Source organism: Caulobacter rhizosphaerae (assembly GCF_010977555.1).
Classification (GTDB): domain Bacteria; phylum Pseudomonadota; class Alphaproteobacteria; order Caulobacterales; family Caulobacteraceae; genus Caulobacter; species Caulobacter rhizosphaerae.
The window spans coordinates 4281780-4303566 of sequence record NZ_CP048815.1 but is presented as its reverse complement, the minus strand read 5'-3'; the positions used below and the strand labels follow the sequence as shown (position 1 = coordinate 4303566).

At 68.9% G+C, this 21787-nt stretch carries 10 protein-coding genes; 5 read left to right on the top strand and 5 right to left on the bottom strand.

Annotation, left to right across the window (positions count from 1 at the left end; translation table 11 throughout):
- The first annotated feature begins 11 nt into the window (after positions 1-11).
- Positions 12-1547, top strand: coding sequence for a tryptophan halogenase family protein (locus tag G3M57_RS19560; RefSeq protein ID WP_163232494.1), 1536 nt, complete (start codon positions 12-14; stop codon positions 1545-1547).
- A gap of 76 nt (positions 1548-1623) precedes the next feature.
- Positions 1624-4836 carry a glycoside hydrolase family 2 TIM barrel-domain containing protein gene (locus G3M57_RS19555; RefSeq protein ID WP_163232492.1) on the top strand — a complete coding sequence of 1071 codons (3213 nt, stop codon included), beginning with the start codon at positions 1624-1626 and terminating at the stop codon, positions 4834-4836.
- Positions 4837-4873: 37 nt separating this feature from the next.
- Here the strand turns inward: G3M57_RS19555 and G3M57_RS19550 are convergent, their stop codons facing one another.
- Positions 4874-5689, bottom strand: a complete 816-nt coding sequence (locus tag G3M57_RS19550) for a hypothetical protein (RefSeq protein WP_163232490.1) — start codon at positions 5687-5689, stop codon at positions 4874-4876.
- Between the two features lie 177 nt (positions 5690-5866).
- Between G3M57_RS19550 and G3M57_RS19545 the strand changes: the two genes are divergently transcribed.
- Positions 5867-8809: a TonB-dependent receptor domain-containing protein gene (locus G3M57_RS19545; RefSeq protein ID WP_163232488.1), complete on the top strand. Its 2943-nt coding sequence runs from the start codon at positions 5867-5869 to the stop codon at positions 8807-8809.
- A 990-nt stretch (positions 8810-9799) separates the two neighbouring features.
- Here G3M57_RS19545 and G3M57_RS19540 read toward each other — a convergent pair.
- The 4 genes from G3M57_RS19540 to G3M57_RS19525 form a co-directional block, all read right to left on the bottom strand.
- Complete coding sequence (locus G3M57_RS19540; RefSeq protein WP_163232486.1) at positions 9800-10876, bottom strand: ISAs1 family transposase; 1077 nt, start codon at positions 10874-10876, stop codon at positions 9800-9802.
- 194 nt (positions 10877-11070) lie between these two features.
- Complete coding sequence (locus G3M57_RS19535; protein WP_163232484.1) at positions 11071-12972, bottom strand: peptide MFS transporter; 1902 nt, start codon at positions 12970-12972, stop codon at positions 11071-11073.
- A 51-nt stretch (positions 12973-13023) separates the two neighbouring features.
- A complete protein-coding gene (locus G3M57_RS19530; protein ID WP_163232482.1) occupies positions 13024-15792 on the bottom strand; it encodes a DUF5695 domain-containing protein in 2769 nt (922 codons plus the stop codon).
- 10 nt (positions 15793-15802) lie between these two features.
- Entirely contained in the window at positions 15803-18178 is a 2376-nt protein-coding gene (locus tag G3M57_RS19525; protein ID WP_163232480.1) for a S9 family peptidase, read from the bottom strand.
- 202 nt (positions 18179-18380) lie between these two features.
- Between G3M57_RS19525 and G3M57_RS19520 the strand changes: the two genes are divergently transcribed.
- Together G3M57_RS19520 and G3M57_RS19515 are read left to right on the top strand one after the other, a co-directional pair.
- A complete protein-coding gene (locus G3M57_RS19520; RefSeq protein ID WP_163232478.1) occupies positions 18381-20753 on the top strand; it encodes a glycoside hydrolase family 127 protein in 2373 nt (790 codons plus the stop codon).
- Positions 20750-21787 (top strand): Ldh family oxidoreductase, encoded by a 1038-nt coding sequence (locus G3M57_RS19515; RefSeq protein WP_163232476.1) that lies wholly within the window; start codon positions 20750-20752, stop codon positions 21785-21787. The genes G3M57_RS19520 and G3M57_RS19515 overlap by 4 nt, the downstream gene beginning before the upstream one ends.

The window sequence follows — 21787 nt, the reverse complement described above, 5'->3', positions numbered from 1 at the left end:
CGATCGATCCGATGCTGACCGAAACTTCGCGGGACGGCGGGCCACTGACCCGCATCGCCATCATCGGGGGCGGCGCCGCCGGCTGGATGGCCGCCGCGGCCTTGGCGCGCGTGCTCGGCCCTCGAGGCCCGGCGATCATCCTGATCGAATCCGAGGAGATCGGCATCGTCGGGGTCGGCGAGGCGACCATCCCGCCCATCCGCGCCTTCAACGCCATGATCGGTCTGGACGAGGACGTCTTCGTCCGCGAGACCAAGGGCACGTTCAAGCTGGGCATCGAGTTCGTCGACTGGCGCCAGCGCGGCCACCGCTATTTCCACCCGTTCGGAGTCTATGGCCCCGACTTCGGTCCCACGCCGTTCGAAGGCGCCTGGCGAAGGCTGCGCCAGGTTGGCCTGGGCCAGCCGCTGGAGACCTATTCGATCTGCGCCCAGGCTGCAGCGGCCGGGCGCTTCGCTCGTCCCCAGCCGGGCGCCGGCCCCCTGTCGCAACTGGCCTACGCCTTCCATTTCGACGCGGCCCTCTACGCCAAGCTGCTGCGCGCCCACGCCGAGGCGGCCGGGGTCGTCCGCCGCGAAGGCAAGGTGGCCGCCGTCAACCTGCGAAGCGGCGACGGCTTCGTCGAGTCGGTGACGATGGAGGACGGCGAGCGGATCGCCGCCGACCTGTTCCTGGATTGCACGGGATTCCGCGCCCTGCTGATCGGCCAGGCGCTGGAGAGCCCGTTCGAGGACTGGGCGCGCTGGCTGCCCAACGACCGGGCCGTGGCCGTTCCGTCCGCCAACGCTGGCCCCCCGGCCCCTTACACCCGCTCGACCGCCCGCGAGGCCGGCTGGCAGTGGCGCATTCCGCTGCAGCACCGCACCGGCAACGGCTATGTCTTTTCCAGCCGCCATGTCTCCGAGGACGAGGCGACCGCCACCCTGCTGGCCCATCTCGACGGCGAGCCCCTGGCCGAGCCCCGGGTTCTGCGCTTCCAGGCCGGCCGCCGTCCGGCCGGCTGGGTCAAGAACGTCGTGGCCCTGGGCCTGGCCAGCGGCTTTCTGGAGCCGCTGGAATCCACCAGCATCCACCTGATCCAGGTCGGCATCGCCCGGCTGCTGGAAATGCTGCCGACCCGCGCCTTCGAACCCGCCGACGCCCGCCGCTACAACCGGCTGATGGCGACCGAGTTTAACAGCGTGCGCGACTTCCTGATCCTGCACTTCCACGCCACCGAACGACGCGACACGCCCTACTGGGAGCAGCTGGCCGGGATGTCCGTTCCCGACAGCCTGCTCGAGCGGCTGCGCATCTATCGCGCGACGGGCCGGGTGTTCCGCGAGAGCGACGAGCTCTTCACCAAGACCAGCTGGCTGGCGGTGCTGGACGGACAGGGGCCTGAGGTCGAGGGCGTCGAGCCGCTGGCCGAGGGCCTGCCGCTCGACCAGGTCGAAGCGCGGCTGGCGCGGATCGCCGAAGCGACGGCCCAGGCCGTCCGGCGGATGCCCGCCCAGGCCGACTTCATCCGCGCCCATGGCCAGGCCGGCGCGCCGGTGGCGGTTTGATCCAGAGTTTCGCCTGAAGTTTCACCTGAGTTTTGACTGACAGCCGGGGCGGGGCGCCCCATGAGAAGAGGTTCGCATGCGACGGGTTCTATTGGCGGGTTTCGCCTCGTTCGGACTGCTGACGGCGGCGCACGCCGACGACGGCCCCCGCGTTCAGCCGGTGCAGGTGGATGCGTCGCGTCCGGACTGGGAGAACCCGGCGGTGTTCGCGCGGGGCAAGCTGGCGGCCAGCGCCACGCACTTTGCGTTCGAGAGCCGCGAGGCGGCCCTGGCCGGCGACATGACCCGCTCGGCGCGCTACCAGTCGCTGGACGGGCCGTGGTCGTTCAGCTTTTCGCCGTCGTCGGACGCGGTTCCCGAAGGTTTCGAGAAGCCGGACTATGACGTCTCCAGATGGAAGACCATCAAGGTCCCGGCCCTGTGGCAGACCGAAGGCTATGACCAGCCGCGCTACAACAACATCACCTATCCGTTCCCGGCCAACCGGCCGCTGATCCCCCACGCCACCAATCCGGTCGGCTCGTATCGGCGCAGCTTTGAGATCCCGGCCGGCTGGAGCGGCCAGGCCGTGATCCTGCACATCGGCGCGGCCGGCTCGGCCTACCAGGTGTGGGTCAACGGCGTGGAGGCCGGCTATTCGGAAGACTCCAAGCTGCCCAGCGAGTTCGACGTCACCAAGCTGCTCAAGCCGGGCCAGCCCAACATCGTCGCCATCCAGGTCCACCGCTGGTCGGATGGCTCCTACCTGGAGGACCAGGACTTCTGGCGGGTCTCGGGCATCGAGCGCTCGGTCTATCTGAAGGCCGTGCCCAAGGCCGCGGCCAGCGACCTGTTCGTCCATGCCGGCCTGGACAAGGCCTACAAGGACGGGGTGCTGTCGACCGACGTGGCCCTGGCGGCCCGCGACAAGCCGGTGACCGTGCGCATGACCCTGCTGGACGGCGACAAGACCGTCCTGACCAAGGAAGCCAAGGTCGCGGCCGGCGCGGCCAAGGCCCAGACCCTGTCGGCCAGCGTGCCGGGGGTGAAGGCCTGGACGGCCGAGACGCCCAACCTCTACACCCTGCTGGTCGAGGTGCTGGACGCCCAGGGCGGCGTCATCCAGGCCACGCCGCAGCGGATCGGTTTCCGCACCGTGGAGATCAGGAGCGGCCGGGTGGCGGTCAACGGCAAGCCGATCGTCATCCGCGGCGTCAATCGCCACGAGCACGATCCGGAGACCTTCCACGTGATCTCCGAGGCCAGCATGCGCCGCGACATCGAGCTGATGAAGCGCAACAACATCAACGCCGTGCGCACCTCCCACTATCCCAACGCCGAGCTGTGGTACGCCCTGGCCGACGAGTACGGCCTCTATGTGATGGACGAGGCCGACATCGAGAGCCACGCCTATATGGACTACGCCAACAAGCATCCGGAGCTGCGGCCCAAGCTGCAGATCGGCTTCGACCCGGCCTGGGAGCAGGCCCATGTCAGCCGGGTGCTCAACATGGTCGAGCGCGACAAGAACCACCCCTCGGTGATCTTCTGGTCGCTGGGCAACGAGGCGGGCATCGGACCCAATTTCGAGAAGGCCGCCGCCGCCGCCCGCAAGCGCGATCCTAGCCGCCTGATTTCCTATCTCGGCTGGGGCACGCTGGACTGGGAGCACGAGCCCAACGCCTTCGTCGACATCTACGCCCCCATGTACGACGACATCGAGAAGATGGTCGACTGGGCCAAGGATCCGACCCGCACCCAGCCGATGATCCAGTGCGAATATTCGCACATGCAGGGCAATTCGGGCGGCAACTTCAAGGACTACTGGGACACCATCTACCAGTACGACAAGCTGCAAGGCGGCTTCATCTGGGACTGGGTGGACCAGTCGATGTACCGCTACACCAAGGACGGCCGGCGCTATTGGGGCGACGGCGGCGAATACGGACCCAATCCCGGCGGCGACGTCGAGTTCGGCGACGGCCTCAACCAGCCGGACCGCACGCCCAACCCGCACCTGTACGAGGTGCAGAAGGTGCTTTCCCCGATCCAGTTCGGCGCCTTCGACCCGGCGACCGGCAAGGTGACGGTGACCAACCGCCACGACTTCCGGGACCTGTCGGGTTTCGACTTCGACTGGACGCTGGAGGAGAACGGCGTGGCGATCGCCTCGGGCCAGCTGCCGGCCTTGAAGACCGCCGCGCGGGGCGTGGAGGACGTCGTCCTGCCGCTGCCGAAGATCCCGGCCAAGCCCGGCGCGGAGTACTTCGTCACCGTGCGCGCGAAGGCCAAGGCCGGCGCCGTGCCGTTGACCCCGGCCGGCTACACGGTCGGCTGGGAGCAGTTCGCCGTCTCGGCGACCCCGGCTCCTGCGGTCGCCCGCTCGGGCGCGGTGTCGCTGGCCGAGACTGGCGCGGCGATCACCGCCTCGGCCGCCGGCGCCACCCTGACCATCGACAAGACCACCGGCCTGGTCGAGGCCTACGCCAAGGACGGCCTCGTCCTGGCCAAGGGCGGCCAGCCCAACTTCTTCCGCGCCGAGACCGACAACGACACCCTGAACGGCATCGTCTCCCAGCAACGGCCCTGGCAGGCGATGACCCAGGTCCGCCAACTGCGCGGCCTGACCTCGCGCAAGACCGACGCCGGGGTCGAGATCGTCGTCGACTACGCCCTGGGGGCCGGGGCGGCGCGGTTTGTCACGACCTACACCATGGCCGGGGACGGCTCTGTCGCCGTCGCCGGCGAGCTGACCCCGCTGAAGGACGACCTGCCGCCGCCGGTGCGGGTGGGCCTGTGGTTCACCGCGCCGACCAGCCTGAAGACCGTCGAGTGGTACGGCCGCGGTCCGCACGAATCCTATGTCGACCGCTACACCTCGGCCCCGATCGGCCTCTGGCGCGGGGCCATCGCCGAGCAGAACCACGACTACATGCGGCCCCAGGACACCGGCAACAAGATCGACGTCCGCTGGATGGAACTGAGCGGCGGCGGCGCGGGCCTGAAGGTCACCGGCGAAAAGCCGCTGATGATGAACGCCCTGGCCTTCCCCTACCAGGACCTCTACCGCCGCGCGCCGGGGGCGTGGAAGTCCACCGACATCGTCCCGCACGGCGAGGTCACTCTGCTGGTCGACTCGGCCCAGTGGGGCGTGGGCGGCGACACGGCCTGGAACCATGTCGGCCTGCCGCACATGAAGTACCGCACCCGGCTGGAGCCGACCCGCGTCGCCTTCCGCCTGGAGCCGTTCAGCGGCGAGGGGAGCCAGCCTGACAAGGCGCGTCCGGCCCGGGCGACCGAGGTCCAGTGACGGGGGCGGTCGGCGGCCAGGCTCGGCCGCCGACCGCTCAGCTTTCGGTGTAGCGCAGAAGCAGCCAGTCGCGGCCGGTCAGCAGTCGCGCCAGCGCCTCAGCGGCTTTCGGCGGAGCGCCGGCATAGAGGGCCGCGAGCTCCTCGCCGAGCGCGCGCGCCCTCTCCTGAGGCAAGGCCGCCGGACGCCGGAACCCCAGCATTCGGGCGCCGATTCCGAACAGCGAAAGGTCGTATTCGTCCTCCAGCCGGCGGGCCAGGACGTAGGTCTGCATGGGATCGAGGTCGGCGCTGAAATAGCCGTTGGGAAAGGCGGCGATCGCCTGGGCGGCCGTTCCCACCGGCACGACCTGGAACAGGACCTCCTTTTCCTGCGCGATCCGCAGCGCCGCTTCGGGGGCCTGGTTGATCGTGACCAGGTCGTTGCCGTCGCCCGAGGTTTCCCAGTCCAGCACGCCGGCCACGTGCTCGAGCCGGATCTCGCGCGCCCGCTCCAGAAGATTGGCCAGGCGAATGGGGAACTCGGCCGGGGTGCTGAGATAGCCCCGGTGTTCGCCGTTCTCGAAGGCCTCGGCCCTGAGCCCCGACAGGTCGTGGCCCTCGATGTCGTCCAGCCCATGATGGTCCGTCGCGTGGCCGGACGTGTAAGAGGCCTGGCCCAGGTCGTCGAGCGAGGCGAGCACGCGCTGGCCAGGATGTTCGGCCTGCAGGCGGGCGTGCAGGGCCAGCAGCTCGGCGAACGATCCCAGGTTCCGGGCCGAGAGGCCGTCGCACAGCAACGGACCGAAGGTTCTGGGCTTGGCTTGGGTGAACGGGACGAGCTTCAGCGGCTGGCCGCGCGGTGATCCGAACATGACGCATGACCGCGCCGCGCCGGGGGATTGTCAATCCGAAGCGCCCCCTCCACGTGCGCCAACGCCCTTCGTTATATGTATATCGTATAAGATATTTGACATAAATAATATTATCATGCCTTCCTGCTGCCGAAAGCGCGCCTGTGGGAGGCGCGATCGTTCTGGAGGGGATTTTCCATGCGCAGCAGATTGGCGCGCCTTGACCTCCTGGCGGGCGCCGCGACTGTCGCGGTCCTGTCAGTCGTCGCAGGGGCTCCGGCCGCCTTCGCCCAGCAGGTCGCCACGGCCGAAGAGCCGGCGACGCTGGACGCGGTGGTGGTGACGGGATCGCGGATCAAGCGGCCCAACCTGGTCTCGGCCAGCCCGATGACCGTCGTCGGCGACGACGAGATCAAGTACCAGGGCGCCACCTCGATCGAGAGCGTGCTGAACCGCCTGCCCCAGTTCACCGCCGATTCCAACGAGAACGGCTCGAACGGCTCGGACGGCACGGCCCGGGTGAACCTGCGCAACATGGGCTCCAGCCGCGTGCTGGTGCTGGTCGACGGTCAGCGGATGCTGCCGGCCGAGACCGCCGACGTGAACTTCATCCCCAGCGCCCTGGTGGAGCGGGTGGACGTGGTGACCGGCGGCGCCTCGGCGGTCTACGGCTCCGACGCCGTGTCCGGCGTCGTCAACTTCATCCTCAAGAAAGACCTCAACGGTCTGCGGCTGGACGCCCAGTACGGCATCGCCCAGCACCGCAACGACAACGACTATCCCCGGTCCCTGATCACCGCGGCGGGCTACAAGCTGCCGGAGCGGTCGGTCACCGACGGGGCGCGGACCGACATCAACCTGGCCTTCGGCGTGAACACGCCGGACGGCAAGGGCAATGTCAGCTTCTATGTCGGCTATCGCGAACTCAAGCCGGTCACCCAGGACACCCGCGACTACTCGGCCTGCGGCCTGAACCTGGCCGGGGACCGCAACAACGCCCTGGTCTGCGGCGGCTCCAGCAACAACGAGTACGGCCTGTTCACCCTGCTCAGCGGCCCCAACGCCGGACAGACGCTGAACAACACCAAGGACGGCAACAAGACCTGGGTCCCGTACAACAGCTCATTCCTCTACAACTACGCGCCCACCAACTACATCCAGCGCTCGGACAGCCGCTACACGGCCGGCGCCTTCGGGCACTACGAGATCAGCAAGGCCGCCGACGTCTACGGCAGCTTCATGTTCATGGACGACCACACCTTCTCGCAGGCGGCGCCGTCCGCCCTGTTCCAGGGGACGACGTTCAAGATCAACTGCAACAATCCGCTGATGTCGGCCTCCCAGGCCGCGACGCTCTGCGGTTCGGCCGCCGGCACGGACGTCAGCCAGGACACCTTCATCGGCTACCGGCTGACCGGGCCGGGCAGCTCGCCGCGGCGCGACGACCTGCGCCACACCGACTATCGGATCAACCTGGGCTCGCGCGGCGAGATCGCGCCGGGCTGGAGCTACGACGCCGGCTTCCTCTACTCCCAGGTCGTGCTCGACGAGAGCTACAAGAACAATGTCGACAACGCCAAGGCCACCAAGGCCCTGCAGGTGGTCAGCGTCAACGGGACGCCGACCTGCAAGTCGGTGGTCGACGGCACCGATCCGAACTGCGTGCCGATCGACGTCTTCAAGTACCAGGGCCTCAGCGCGGCGGCCTACAAGTACCTCTACGCCCCGACCTACACCCATGGCGTCCAGCGCGAGAAGGTGCTGAGCGCGAACGTGAACGGTGACCTGGGCCAGTACGGGCTCAAGAGCCCGTGGGCCGACGACGGCGCGGCCGTGGCCCTGGGCGTCGAGCATCGCCGCGAGGAGCTGAAGTTCGAGGCCGACGCCCTGGCCCAGGCGGGCGGGACCAAGGAGAACAACGGGGCGTTCAGCGTCACCGAAGCCTATGGCGAAATGGACCTGCCGCTGGTCCAGGACGCGCCGTTCATCAAGAGCCTGTCGGTCAACGCCGGCTATCGGACCTCCAAGTACGACTATCTCGACAAGCGGGTCTCGACCTACAAGGTCGAGCTGCAGTACGCCCCGAGCGCCGACATCCGGTTCCGCGCCAGCTACAACCGCGCGGTGCGGGCGGCCAATATCAGCGAGCTGTTCGCGCCTCAGGGCCTGGGCAATGTCGCGGCGGTGGACCCCTGCGCCGGGGCCACGCCGACGGCGTCGGCCGCGGCCTGCGCCCTGACCGGCGTCACCGCCGCCCAGTACGGCAAGATCCCGGAATGCCCGGCCGAGACCTGCGTCACCCAGGGCGGCGGCAATCCCGACCTGAAGCCGGAAGTGGCCGACACCCGCACCGCCGGCGTCGTCCTGACCCCGCGCTTCCTGCCCGGCTTCTCGATGTCGCTCGACTATTTCGACATCTATGTCGACCAGTACATCGGCTCGGTCGACGCCCCGACCGTGATCAACCAGTGCATCCAGACCAGCAATCCGTACTTCTGCAGCCTGTTCCACCGCGACCCGGCCTCGGGCGTGCTGTTCGGCGATCGTGGCTACATCGTCGCCACCAACCAGAACACCGGCTTCCTGCAGACCTCGGGCCTGGACGTGACCGGCAACTATCGCTTCGACCTGTCGGCCCTGACCAAGGGCGGCGACTGGGGCTCGCTCGACTTCAGCTTCGTGGGCACCTACCTCAACAGCCGCAAGATCGAGCAGCTGCCGGGCCTGGGCGCCTATAACTGCAAGGGCCTGTTCGGTCCGACCTGCGGCCAGCCCAACCCGGCCTGGCGCCACCAGCTGCGCACGACCTGGAGCCTGCCGTGGATCCCGGCCACGGTCTCGGTCAACTGGCGCTATTTCGGCGGGACCAACCTGTCCAGCAACGACAGCAACCCGTTCCTGCAGGGCGACCACGTCGAGATCAACCGCAAGATCAAGGCCTACAGCTACGTCGACCTGGCGGCCAACTGGAAGGTGCGCGAACAGCTGTCCCTGCGGGCCGGCATGAACAACGCCTTCGACAAGGATCCGCCGGTGATCGCCGCCGGCCTGCTCAGCTCGTTCGGCAACGGCAACACCTATCCGGGCGTCTACGACCCGATGGGCCGGACCCTGTTCGTCGGCCTGACGATGGACTTCTGAGGCCTTCAACGTCTCCCGGGGATCGGCGGCGGTAGTCGCGGGTCCCCGGGCCATCCTCCCCTAGGTGAACTCAGCAGCCACCGCGTTCCGCGCGGTGGCTGTTTTTTTGGGGGGGCAGTGCGCTAGGTTCAGCACTCCTTCAGGCGCGAAGATCCAGGGCCAATGCGTTTCCAGAATGGCGCTTCCCTCCCCCTTGTGGGGAGGGTGGCCCGCGTAGCGGGTCGGGTGGGGGATCGGTGCAGGGTGTCTGGTGGGCTTGCTGGCTGACTCAGCAGCCCCCCACCCGACCCTGGCGCTGCCAGGGCCACCCTCCCCACGAGGGGGAGGGAAAGGACTTATGCTCGGCCTATCGCGAGCAAAGCCCCGCGATTTCAACGCCTTGAACTTTCTCGACCCAATTTGATCCCCATCCCTTCAGACCGCCCTTATCCTGATCCCACCTGAAGGCATGGGGAGGGCGCACGTACGGCGACCGATGCGGCCTTCGGGGGTGGTCGAGCGGGAAGCGTTTGTCGGTGGTCTTGGGTGACAACCTTTCGCGACGGTCCTGGGCAGGTTCCCTGAAACATCGGGACGAAACCCAGGCGGCGAGGGATCGGCGAGCGCGGCAGGCCCGGGCTGAAATCGCCCGGGCGGTCCAGGACGCGCCAACGTCCTGCCCGTCGGGGGCCTCCATCGGAGCGGGTTAAAAATCCGCGACCCGAAGGCTTCCGGATAACGGTCCACGCGAAGCGCTCGTCTTCGTCGAAACGGTACTTACAACTGCAAATCATCCGGGCGGAGCCCGGGCGCTTCGCACCCTTCCCATCAAGCTCAGCGGGTTTCCGCGTGAGGCGGCCAAGCCGCGCCCATCAGATCCTCCCCCTGTGGGGGAGGTGTCGGCGAAGCCGACGGAGGGGGGAGTGATCGGAAGATGACCACAGCTCGGATCGACGCCCCTAAACCTCCCCCCACCGATCGCTGCGCGATCACCTCCCCCACAGGGCAGGGCTATCGCATATGACCCAGGAGTGAGAGCAGGAAGGTTTCATCCCAGCCGGCGCGCTTGATCTTGGTCTTGATGGAGCCCTTGTCGGGGTGCTGTCGCAGGGTGTTGAGGGCGAGCTTTCGGATCAGGGCGAGGTTTTGCGGTGCGTTGTCCTTGCGGCTGCGCGAGGCGTCCTCCAGCAGGGCCACGTCGAGCACCCAGTGCAGCTGGTTCTCGATGGTCCAGTGGGTCTGGGCGACCTGGAGCATCCTTTCGGGGGACAGGAGCGTGGACAGCAGGAAGAAGCGGACGATGACCGGCTCGGGGGCGCCGGCCCGCTTGCAGTGGGTCTCCACGCGGGCGACGGCGGCCAGGCCGGGAAAGTCCATGTCCTTGGCGGGGACGACCAGGGCGGCGCGGCCCTCGATCCGGTCGTGGCCCTTGGCGGGGCCTTGGAGGGCCTCGTTGGTGGGATCGGCGGCGGCGAGCAGGGCCTGGGCCTTGGCCAGCAGGGTCGGTTGGTTGGCCTTCAGGGCCAGGGCGTAGTCGGCTCCGGTGTCCAGGATGGTCTGGGCGGTGTCGGCCCGGCAGTGCAGGGCGTCGGCGGTGACGATGCAGCCTTCCAGGCCCAGCAGGGCCAGGGCCTGCTGGGCGCCCAGCACTTCGTTGCGGCCCGGCGCCAGGCGCTGGCCGATCACCAGCCGGGCCTCGGCGGCCCAGACATTGACCAGATGCAGCGGCGAGGCCCGGCATCCGCGCTCATAGGCTCCGCGCAGAGCCTTGCCGTCGATCGCCACCACGCCCTTCAAGGCCCCGGCGAAGGCGGCGGTGAACTGGGCGAAGGCCGCTTCGAACGGCTCGGGCGCCAATCGGCGAAACACGCGGCTGAAGGTGTCGTGGCTGGGCGGACCGTGCTCCAGCTTCACCACCTGGCGCAGGAAATCCAGCTTGGCCCGCGCGAAGGCGGCCATGTCAGTGCAGTCTTCCGCCCCGCACAGCACCGCCGCCAGGGCCACGAACACCAACTCCAGAAGATCATGCCGAGCGTTCCTCGCCCGCGGATCCTCCATCGCCGAAAAACAAGCCGCGAACGTATCCATCCGACCGTCTCCCTCTCACAAGGAGACACCCTCAGAATCCCGTTCGGACCAAAAATCCATATGCGATTCCCCTGCCCCACAGGGGGAGGGTCTTGATCTCCCTGAGCGGCAAGTCGCTAACGAATGGGCCGCTCAGACGGCGTCGCGTCCAGGGCTGGGGACAGGCGCATGCGCCTGTCCCCGTCGGCGCACGCTCAGCCGACGTTCGTCGCGGTGTCCACCGGCGCATGATGGTCCGTCTCGTCCGAGCCGTGCGACCACCTCTTGAGGACCGGAGCCAGGGCCAGGAAGGCCAAGCCGATGGCCATGGCGATGCCGCCGATCCAGTTGAACACCACCAGCGAGCGGGCCAGGGCCGCGGCCGGGTCCAGCACCTGGCCGCCCACGGTCTCGGTGGCCGTCAGGCCGGCGATGAAGCCGCCGACCTTGCCGGCGATCGACACGGCCATGAACCAGACCGCCATGACGAACGACACCATCGCCGCCGGCGACAGCTTGGTCATCTGCGACAGGCCGACGGGCGACAGGCACAGCTCGCCGGTGGTGTGCAGCAGGTACATCAGCAGCAGGAAGATCAGCGGCATGCGGAAGGCGCCGTCGACCAGGTGCGCGCCCATCTGCAGCAGCAGGAAGCCGGCGCCGACCTGCAGCAGAGCCAGGCCGAACTTGACGACAGGGTTGGGGTCCTTGCCGCGCTGGCCCAGCCAGGTCCACAGGAAGGCGAAGACCGGCGCGAAGATCAGCAGCCAGCCCGAGCCCAGGGCCTGGGTCTGGGCGGCGTTGAAGCTGGTGTTGATCCAGAAGGTCGAGGCCCTGTCGATCCCCGCCGCCGCCAGCTGTTCGGGGGCGGCCAGGGTGATCGCGCCGTTCAGCCACCGCACCGGCCGGGCGACCAGGTCCAGGTCGACATTGGTCGCCGCGAACAGGTTCAGCGACGAGCCGGCCTGGTCGAACAGGGTCCAGAACACCACCGCGCCGAAGATCAGGAACACCGCCAGGCCCAGGCGCTCGCGCTCGACCTTGTCGCACTTGGCGATCATGAACCACAGGATGTAGCCCAGAGAGGCCAGCATGCCGGCGATCAGGGTCCAGTTGACCATCACCGTGTAGCGCACCAGCAGGCCCACCGCCGCGACGCCGACCAGGGACAGGCCGTAGATCAGGCCCTCGCGGTTCAGCGGGCCCAGCAGCGGCTTGTCCAACTGCCGGGGGACCGGCGGCTCGCCCTTGCCCCGCAGCAGCGGCTTGCCCAGCACGAACACCACGAAGCCCGCGACCATGCCCAGGCCCGCCAGGCCGAAGCCCGCCCACCAGCCGACTGTCACCCCCAGGAAACCGCAGAGGATCGAGGCCCAGAACGAGCCGAGATTGATGCCGTAATAATAGAGCGTGAAGCCCGGATCGCGCCGGCGATCGCCCGCCGGATAGAGCTGGCCGACGATGGTCGAGATGTTGGGTTTCAGGAACCCGACGCCGACGATGATCAGGGCCAGGGCGAACCAGAAGACGTTCAGATACAGCGGGTCCCGGCCCGTTACGCCCAGCTGGTACTGGCCCTTGGCCAGGACGGCCGGGATCGGAGCGCCGGCCGGCAGGCCCTGCACGGCGAAGTCGCCGGACTTGGAGGCGGCGACGGCGTAGGGCTTGGCCTCGACGATCAGCTTCGAAACCCGGCCCTCGCCGCGGCCTTCGGAGACGAAGTCGTAGGTGTGGCCGCCATAGGTCAGGGTCTGGGTGGCCGGCGCGCCCTCGATGGCCATGGTCAGGTGGCCGGCGATCAGCAGGACGGCGCCGAAGATCACCGCCTTGCGGGCCCCCAGATAGCGGTCGGCCAGGAAGCCGCCGATCAGCGGCAGCAGATAGACCAACGAGGTATAGGATCCGTAGTGGGCGCTGGCCGTCTTCGGGTCGAACAGGAAGTGCTGGGTCAGGTAGAAGATCAGGATGCTGCGCATGCCGTAATAGGAAAAGCGCTCCCACATCTCGGCGAAGAACAGCACCAGCAGCCCCCGGGGGTGATCCCGCAGCAGCTGGATCAGCACCGGGACGCCGGTCAGGATCGTGACCAGGACGCCCATGACGATGACGATGTTCATGGATGGGCCCTGCGCTGTTCGATCCTGGTCATGTCGCCTGGTCCTCGCCGATCAGTTCGGGGTCAGCTCGATCGTGCTTGGCCCATCCTTCAGGGGCAGGGTGTAGGCCCCCCGCTCGAAGGCCGCCCCGGCCGGGCGATAGGGACGGGCGCCCTTCGTGGTGGCCTCGACCAGCAGCCGGGCGGCCGGCGTGGCGGCGTCCCGCGCCGCCAGGGTCAGGGTCAGCTTGCCCGTGGCCGGCGTATAGGCGGCGGCGTCGATCTTGCCGGCCTCCAGGGTCAGCCAGGCGCCGATCGGGGCCACGAACAGCCGCGTCCGCGCGCCGTCCCTGGGCTCGATCCGCACAACGCCGTCGGCGTGGCTGACATTGCCGCCAAAGCCCAGCCAGCCGAACGTCGGATCATTGACCAGGTAGGTCGCCGCCGCATAGGCATGGCCGAAGAAGCCCATGCCGTAGTCGCCGCTGTAGGGGTCCCAGGACATCATGTCCGGGGCCGAATGGAAGGCCGCCGACGAGAAGCCTTCCCGGTCGATATTGGTGACGCCGCCCATCAGGCCGCCATAGGCCACCCGCAGCAGGTGCAGGTCGCCGGGATCGGCGCGGTAGGCGTCGAACAGCGGCACGGCGTTCAGGGTCGAGCCGTAGTGGTGGATCTGCCGCTCGATGCGCGGGACCTTGCCGCCGTAGAGGAAATCCCAATAGCGCCGGGCGTTGCCGTTGTAGCCCCAGCTGGGAATCGTCGGGTCGTAGGCGAGGATCACCTCGCGGGTCTCGTCGGCCTGCTTCTGGTGGCCGAAGAAGCGCATCCAGGCATAGACCTCGGCCTGGCCCGTGGAATCCCAGGCCATTTCGCTGCCGAACGGGTAGGGCAGGGTCTTCCAGTGGTCGGCGCGGCCCTTCATCAGGGTCTCGAGTTCATTGGCCTTGGCGGTCATGCCCTCGCGGCGGAGATCCTTCAGGATGTCGACGAAGACGTCGCCCTCCATCTGGCCGAACTGGGCGTAGTAGGGGGCGTCGCGCATCATCGCCACGGCGGTGATCTGGGCGTGGTCGAGATACCAGCGCCAGTCGTGGGTCCTGACCAGGCCGTCGTGGTTGCGGGCCAGGCGGTAGAGCACCCAGTGGCCGATGGCGACGTGCGGATAGTTGTACGACCGGCCCAGGTCGCCGGCGTCCTTCTTCGACCACGAGGTCCAGGACTTCCAGTTGGTCTTGGGGTCGTAATAGGTCGGCAGTTCGTCGGGGGCGTAGTAGAACAGGCTCTTCTTGACCGCGCCGGCGTGCTCGCCCTCGGCCACCTGCAGCCCGCCGACGATCGTTTCGTTGACCACGCGCTCCAGCTTGGCCACCTCGCCGGCGTCGGGGTTGTCCAGCTGCTTCATGATCGCCGCGACCCAGCTGCCCGCGCCGCCTTCGTCGCTCATGCCCGAGATCCACACCCGCGGATCCTGGGTGACGATCTGGTCGGCCTGGCGGTCGTAGGTGAGGATGCCCGGCGAGCGCTTGAACGGGTCCGACGGATCCTCGAACCACTGCTTGGTCGTCGAGAACCGGCCGAGGTCCGCCATGGTCTGGTCGAGCGGCTTGGTGATGAAGTAGGAGACGGTCTGGACCGTGTCGTCGGCATAGGTGATCGACAGGGTGGCGCGGCCCCAGCCCGAGGCGCGGACGGCGTAGCGCGACCATCCCGAACCGGACTTGACCGGCGTGGCGGTCAGCGCCCCGGCCGGATAGCTCTCGATCTTGGCCACCGGCTTGGGCGACTTCAGGAACAGGGTGGCGTCCTGGTCGGTGGGCACGACATAGCCGGGGACGCCCACGGCGACCGGGCGGCCGTTGGCGACCAGGGTGTCCTCGATCGCGCGGATCGACGGCGAGGTGACCAGGCGCACGCCGATCGTGCGGCTGGCCCCCGGGGCGAGGGAGAAGCTGGTGGGCGTGTTCCACTGTTCGCCGGCGGTCTTCCAGTCCTGCTCGGCGAAGCCCTTGCTGGCGACCGTCCAGTCGTAGAAGCCCTCCGAGGTCTGGCCCCGCTCGCTGCGGTCGGTGAAGATGTCGCCGGGCTTGGCGCCGCGGCCGGCCTGCTGGATGGGTCGATAGGCTTCCAGCGGCGTGGCCTTCTCCGGCAGGACCAGCAGGGCGGGACCCTTGCCGTTCAGGCGGGTCACCTGCAGGTAGCCGGCGTCGCGGCCGATATAGGGATCGACGAAGCTGGCCTGGGCGTGGGCCTCCTCCAGCGAGCGGTCGGTGATGATGTTGTCGAACACCATCGGCAGGCCCAGCCCGCCGACCTCGACGGCCTGCTTGGACGTGTTGGTCAGGACGAAGCGCAGGGCCAGCGCTCCGCCTTCGGCGACCCAGCGGCGCTCGACGCGGAGGGGCGAGTCCGCGCCCAGCGACGTGGTGATGTCGGCCGCCGCCAGGGTCGCGCCGCCGGCCGGCAGGCGACGGATGGGCTTGCGCTGATGGGCCGAGCTGAAGTCGCGCCAGGCGCCGCCCTCGGTGCGCAGGCGCAGGTGGATGTCGCCGACATGCACGTAGCCGTCGCCCTGGCGCTCGGCTTCCCGCGCGCCAGGGACGAAGTCGAAACCGGCGTCGGCGGTCGGCGACAGCCGCGCCAGGGTTTGGGTGTCGGTGCGCAGGTCGAGCCGGAACTGGGCGGTGCGATAGGTCGTCCGGGCGATCGGCGCGAAGACCTTCTTGGCCGGCGCCGGAGCGGGCGCGGACTCCTCGGCGCGGGCCAGGCTGGTCGCGCTCAGGCCCAGCGGCGTGGTGGCCAGCAGCAGGGCCGTCAAGGCCAGCGGGCGAAGGTTCGTCATCGGAGCCTCGTCATTTCGCGGTGGTGGGGGCGGCGGCGAGGCGCACCGGCGGCGGGCCCGCCGGCGGCGCTTCGTCGAGCAGGTTGCGGGTGAAGTAGTCGCGCAGCTTGCGCCAGAAGAACGGCTGATAGACCGCGTGGGTGGTGTTGGGCAGGATCACCAGGTCGACGTCCTTGCCCGCCTGGATGATCGCATTGGCCAGGCGGACGCTTTCGGTGACCGGGACGTTGTCGTCGATGTCGCCGTGCACCAGCAGCAGCTTGCCCTGCAGATTGCCCGCCACCGACATGTTGGAGTTGCGCTCCCAGGTCGCTTCGTCCGCCAGGCCCATCGACACTTCCGGCCACCAGGCCTTGTCCAGGCGCAGGTCGTGGTTGCCCGAAGAGGCGACGGCGACCTTGAAGAATTCCGGCCGGCGCAGCACGAACCGCGCGGCGTCATAGCCGCCGGCCGAGCCGCCGAACACGCCCACCCGGGTCAGGTCCGGCCCTGGATCCTTCGCGGCCATCTGCCGGATCATGGCGATGTGGTCGTCCAGGCCCACCTCGCCCAGGTTCTGGTAGGCCGGCAGGCGGAAGGCCTGGCCCCGCCGTGAGGTTCCCCGGCCGTCGATCATCACCACCACCGCGCCGATCTGGGCGACGCTGTTGCCCGCGGCCGAGACGGAGTCGCGCCACGAGGTCGGGGTCTGGGTGGTGGTTGGACCGGTATAGACGTTGTCGATCACCGGATAGCGCCGCGCCGGGTCATAGCCGATCGGCCGGAAGATCATGCCGTACAGCGGGGTGACGCCGTCGGCCGCCACGCCGGTGAACGGTTCGGGCGGCCGGAAGCCGGTGGCCCACAGGGCGCTGGGATCGGCCCGGCCCAGTTCCAGCACCAGGCGCCCGTCGCGAGCGTCCCGCAGCACGGTGCGGGTCGGTTCGGTCGGGCTGGACATCTCGTCGAGGATCCAGCGGCCGTCGGGCGAGACCGTGGTCTCGTGGTCGAGCGGTTCGGGCGTCAGCAACTGGGGAGGCGCGCCGTCCAGGCCAACGCGATAGAGCGCCTTGTAATAAGGGTTGCGGTCCTTCTCGCGGCCGACGCCGGTGACCAGCAGCCCGTCCCGCGGGTCGACATGGTCGACCGACAGCACCTCCCAGGCCCCGGTGGTCAGGGCCTTGCCGCCGTCGGGGGCGTCGGGCTTGACCAGATAGAGCTGGGCCCAGCCGCTGCGCTCGGAGATCGCCAGCTCGCCGCCCAGGGCGGAGGCCGGCTGCAGGCTGGACGAGGTGACGGTGACCAGCGGCGCGACCTTCTCGCGGGCCACGATCCTGGCCGCGCCGCTGACGGGATCGGCCGAATAGACGACCAGCTGGCCATAGCCGCGCTGGGTCCATTGCGCCCGGACATGGTCGCCGTCCCAGCTCATCTCCGGCGCGGCGGGGTAGAGCAGGGACTCGGACGGGATGGCCAGCGGCACGATCTTGCCGGCCCCGTCGCGGAAGGCCTGCTCGACGTCGATGACCAGCCGCTGGGCCTGGGGCAGCGTCGCCGCGCCGGCCAACGGGTAGATGTAGGAGAAGCTGCGCGGATAGAGCCCGCCCGGGTTCTGCTGGGTGATCGACAGCCGCTTGACGCCTCGGGTGTCCAGCCGCCAGGTCAGGATGCGCCGGCTGTCGGGCGACCATTGGGCCGAGACCGGCATGTCGGGCTCCTCGACGCCCGCCTTGAGGATCTGCGACAGCTGCGGAATGTCGCGGCCGTAGGGCTGTTCGCGCGAGCCGTCGGTGGTCAGGGCGGCTTCCCGGCCGGTCTTGGTGTCGACCGCGAACAGGTTGAAGTCGCGGGCGACCAGCTTGAACCGTCCATCCGGCGACAGGGCCGGATCGAACGCCTGGATCGGAGTCTCGGCGAGGACGCCCCGGGTCGACTTCCACTGCTTTTCGGCGGCGGTGAAGACCAGGGCGTCGGTGCGCGGGTCGAAATCCACGAGGTCGATGCGTGGCGCGGAGGTGGGCGCGGTCGGCAGGGCCGCCGAGACCTGGCGGATCAGGTCGGCCTCGACAGCGACCGTCTTCTGCTTGCGGTCGGCCAGGTTGAGATAGGTGATGACCCGCTGGCCGGGCTTGCCGTGGCGATAGAGGACGCCCCGACCGTCGGCGACGAACCGAGGCTGCAGGTTGTCGTCAACGACGTACCGGCCCAGCCCGCCGCGCAGGAACAGGTCGGCGCGCCGGTAGCGTTCGGCGATCGGCGGCAGGGGCGCGTGGCTGGCGGACGTCGTGGAGGCGGTCGCCAGGGGCTGACCGCCAGCCGCCGAAGCGGTTGCGAGACCCAGGGCCAGGGCCGTGAGGCCAAGGCGGACCGTGCCGGGCCTCGTCCTGGATGTTCCGTTCACCGGCATGCCGCGCCTCCCCATTCCGACTTCGCACAAACCGGTTCACCCTCGCAGCGTCAAGAAGATTATACGATATATAGTCAGACGAATATGCTCCCTGGCAAGAGCGTGACCAGACGTGTCCCGGCCAGCGGCGCCATACGCCAGATTGACGAGCGAGCGACGTGACCCTAAGATCGTATACGGTATCAAATATGGGGGAAGAGCAATGGCGACACGCCGCGATCTGATGCTGACGGCCGCGGCGTTCGCCGGGATGGCCCAGCCGATCAGCGCCCTGGCCAAGGCCCGTGGCGCGTCCCTTCCCGCCAAGGCCGCGCCACTGCCGCTGTCGTCGGTCCGCCTGCTGCCGTCGGACTACGCGACCGCGGTGGAGGTCAATCGCGCCTATCTGCTGCGGTTGAGCCCCGACCGCTTCCTGCACAACTTCATGACCTTCGCCGGCCTGCCGGCCAAGGGCGAAATCTATGGCGGATGGGAGTCCGACACCATCGCGGGCCATACGCTGGGCCACTACATGTCGGCCCTGGTCGTCATGTACGAGCAGACGGGCGACGCCGAATGCCGCCGACGCGCCGACTATATCGTCAGCGAGCTGGCCAGGGCCCAGGCCAAGCGCGGCACGGGCTATGTCGGCGCCCTGCAGCGCAAGCGCAAGGACGGTACGGTCGTCGACGGCGAGGAGATCTTCGGCGAGGTGATGAAGGGCGACATCCGCTCGGGCGGCTTCGACCTGAACGGCTCCTGGTCGCCGCTCTATACGGTGCACAAGACCTTCGCCGGCCTGCTGGACGTGCATCGCGCCTGGGGAAACCCGCAGGCGCTGGAGGTCGCGGTGGGCCTGGGCGGCTATTTCGAGCGCGTGTTCGCCGCGCTGAACGACGAGCAGATGCAGACCCTGCTGGGCTGCGAATATGGCGGCCTCAACGAGAGCTATGCCGAGCTCTACGCCCGCACCGGCGATCGCCGCTGGCTGGTCGTCGCCGAACGGATCTACGACCGCAAGGTGCTGGACCCGCTGGTCGCCCAGCAGGACCAACTGGCCAATTTCCACGCGAACACCCAGGTGCCCAAGCTGATCGGGCTGGGACGGCTGTACGAACTGACCGGCAAGCCGCAGGATGCGGCGGCCGCGCGGTTCTTCTGGACGACGGTCACCCAACACCACAGCTACGTGATCGGCGGCAACGCCGACCGCGAGTACTTCGCCGCGCCCGACACCATCGCCGCCCACATCAGCGAACAGACCTGCGAGCACTGCAACACCTACAACATGCTCAAGCTGACCCGGCAGCTCTACAGCTGGCGGCCGGAAGGCGGGCTGTTCGACTATTATGAGCGCGCCCACCTCAACCACGTGATGGCCGCGCAGAACCCCAAGACCGGCGGCTTCACCTACATGACGCCGCTGCTGACCGGCGCGGACCGGGGCTATTCGACCAATGACGACGACGCCTTCTGGTGCTGCGTCGGCACCGGCATGGAAAGCCACGCCAAGCACGGCGAGTCGATCTTCTGGGAAGGCGAGGGGACCTTGCTGGTCAACCTCTACATCCCGGCCGAGGCCCAGTGGAAGGCGCGCGGCGCGGGCCTGAAGCTCGAGACCCGCTATCCCTACGAACCGGAATCGCGCCTGACCTTGACCAAGCTGGCCAAGCCCGGACGCTTCACGATCGCCCTGCGCGTTCCGAGTTGGGCGAACGGCCAGGCCAAGGTCAGCGTCAATGGCCAGGCCGTCACGGCCGAGATGGTCGGCGGCTACGCCCTTGTGGACCGCCGCTGGCGGACCGGCGACGTGGTGGCCATCACCCTGCCGCTCGACCTGCGCCTGGAAGCGACGCCGGGCGACGAGTCCACGGTGGCGGTGGTGCGCGGACCGATGGTGCTGGCGGCCGACCTGGGTCCCAACAGCGAACCCTGGAAGGGCGTGGATCCGGCCCTGGTCGGCGAGGCGGTGCTGGCGGGCTTCCAGCCCACGGCGCCGGAAAAGGCGCTCTATGTCGCCCGGGGCGTCGGCCGGCCCGGCGACCTGAACTTCGTGCCGTTCTACAGCCAGTACGAGCGCCGCAGCGCGGTCTATTTCAAGCGCTTCACCGAGGACGCCTGGAAGACCGAGGAGGCCGCGTTCCTGGCTGATCAGGCCCGGGCCAAGGACATCAGCGCCCGGTCGGTCGACATCATGCACCTGGGCGAGATGCAGCCCGAGCGCGACCACAGCCTGACCTCCGAGCTGTCCTATCCGGTGGCCTATCGCAACCGGAACGGCCGCGACGCCCGCTCGGGCGGCTTCTTCGAGTTCGACATGAAGCTGCGGCCCGGCCCGCTGATCCTGCAGGCGACCTACTGGGGCGACGAGCGCAAGCGCGACTTCGACATCCTGGTCGACAACGTCAAGGTCGCCTCGCAGCATCTGGAGGCCGACCGTCCCGGCAAGTTCTTCGACGTCGAATATCCGCTGCCCGAGGCCCTGACCAAGGGCAAGACGAAGGTCCGGGTGCGGTTCGTACCGCGTGAGCGCAGCACGGCCGGACCGGTGTTCGGCGTGCAGCTGTTCGCCGCCAAGCCCGCGTCCACGGCGTGAGCCTGGACGGCGGACTCGAGGGCGTCAGGCTTTCGCTCGATGACGTCCGGGCGCTGGCGCGTCAGGTCCTGAGCGCCACGGGCCTGTCGGCGGCCCATGTCGACGCCGTCGCCGAGACCATGGTGGCCGGCGAGCGTGACGGCTGCGCTTCGCACGGTGTCTATCGCCTGCTGGTGGCCGCCAACAGCATCGCCAAGGGCGTGGTTTCGGTCGACGCCGAACCTGTCCTGGACGAACCGGCGCCGGCCCTGGCGAGGGTCGATGGCGGCGGCGGCTTCGCGCAACTGGCCTTCGAGCGCGGGCGTCCCGTGCTGGTCGACAAGGCCCGGCGCTTCGGGATCGCCGCCCTGGCCCTGAACAACGTCGTGCATTTCGCGGCCCTCTGGCCCGAGGTCGAGGCGCTGGCCCGTGAGGGCCTGGCCGCGCTGGCCTTCACGCCGAGCCATGCCTGGGTCGCGCCGGAGGGCGGGACGCGCCCGGTGTTCGGCACCAATCCGATCGCCTTCGGCTGGCCGCGGCCGGGCCGGGACCCGTTCGTCTTCGACTTCGCCACCAGCGCGGTGGCGCGGGGCGAGATCGAGCTGCATCGCCGCGCCGGCCGACCCGTGCCGGACCACTGGGGCTATGACGCCGACGGGGCCGCCACGACCGTGGCCGAGGCGGTGCTGGGCGGCGCGATGCGCACCTTCGGCGGCCACAAGGGCTCGGCCCTGGCCGCGATGGTCGAACTGCTGGCTGGACCCCTGATCGGCGACATGACCAGCCAGCAATCCCTGGCCGCCGACGCGGGACGCGGCGGCTCGCCGATCGGCGGGGAGCTGATCATCGCCCTGGATCCGGCGGGCTTCCTGGGCGGGGCGCTGGCCGACCACTTGGCGCGGGCCGAGGCGATGTTCGAGGCGATCGAGGCCCAGGGCGCGCGGCTGCCGTCGCAGCGCCGCTACGCCGCGCGGGCCCGCAGCCTGCGCGAGGGCGTGGTGATCCCCGGCGCGCTCCACCGGGACATCATGATGTTGCTTGAGCAGAAGGGCTGA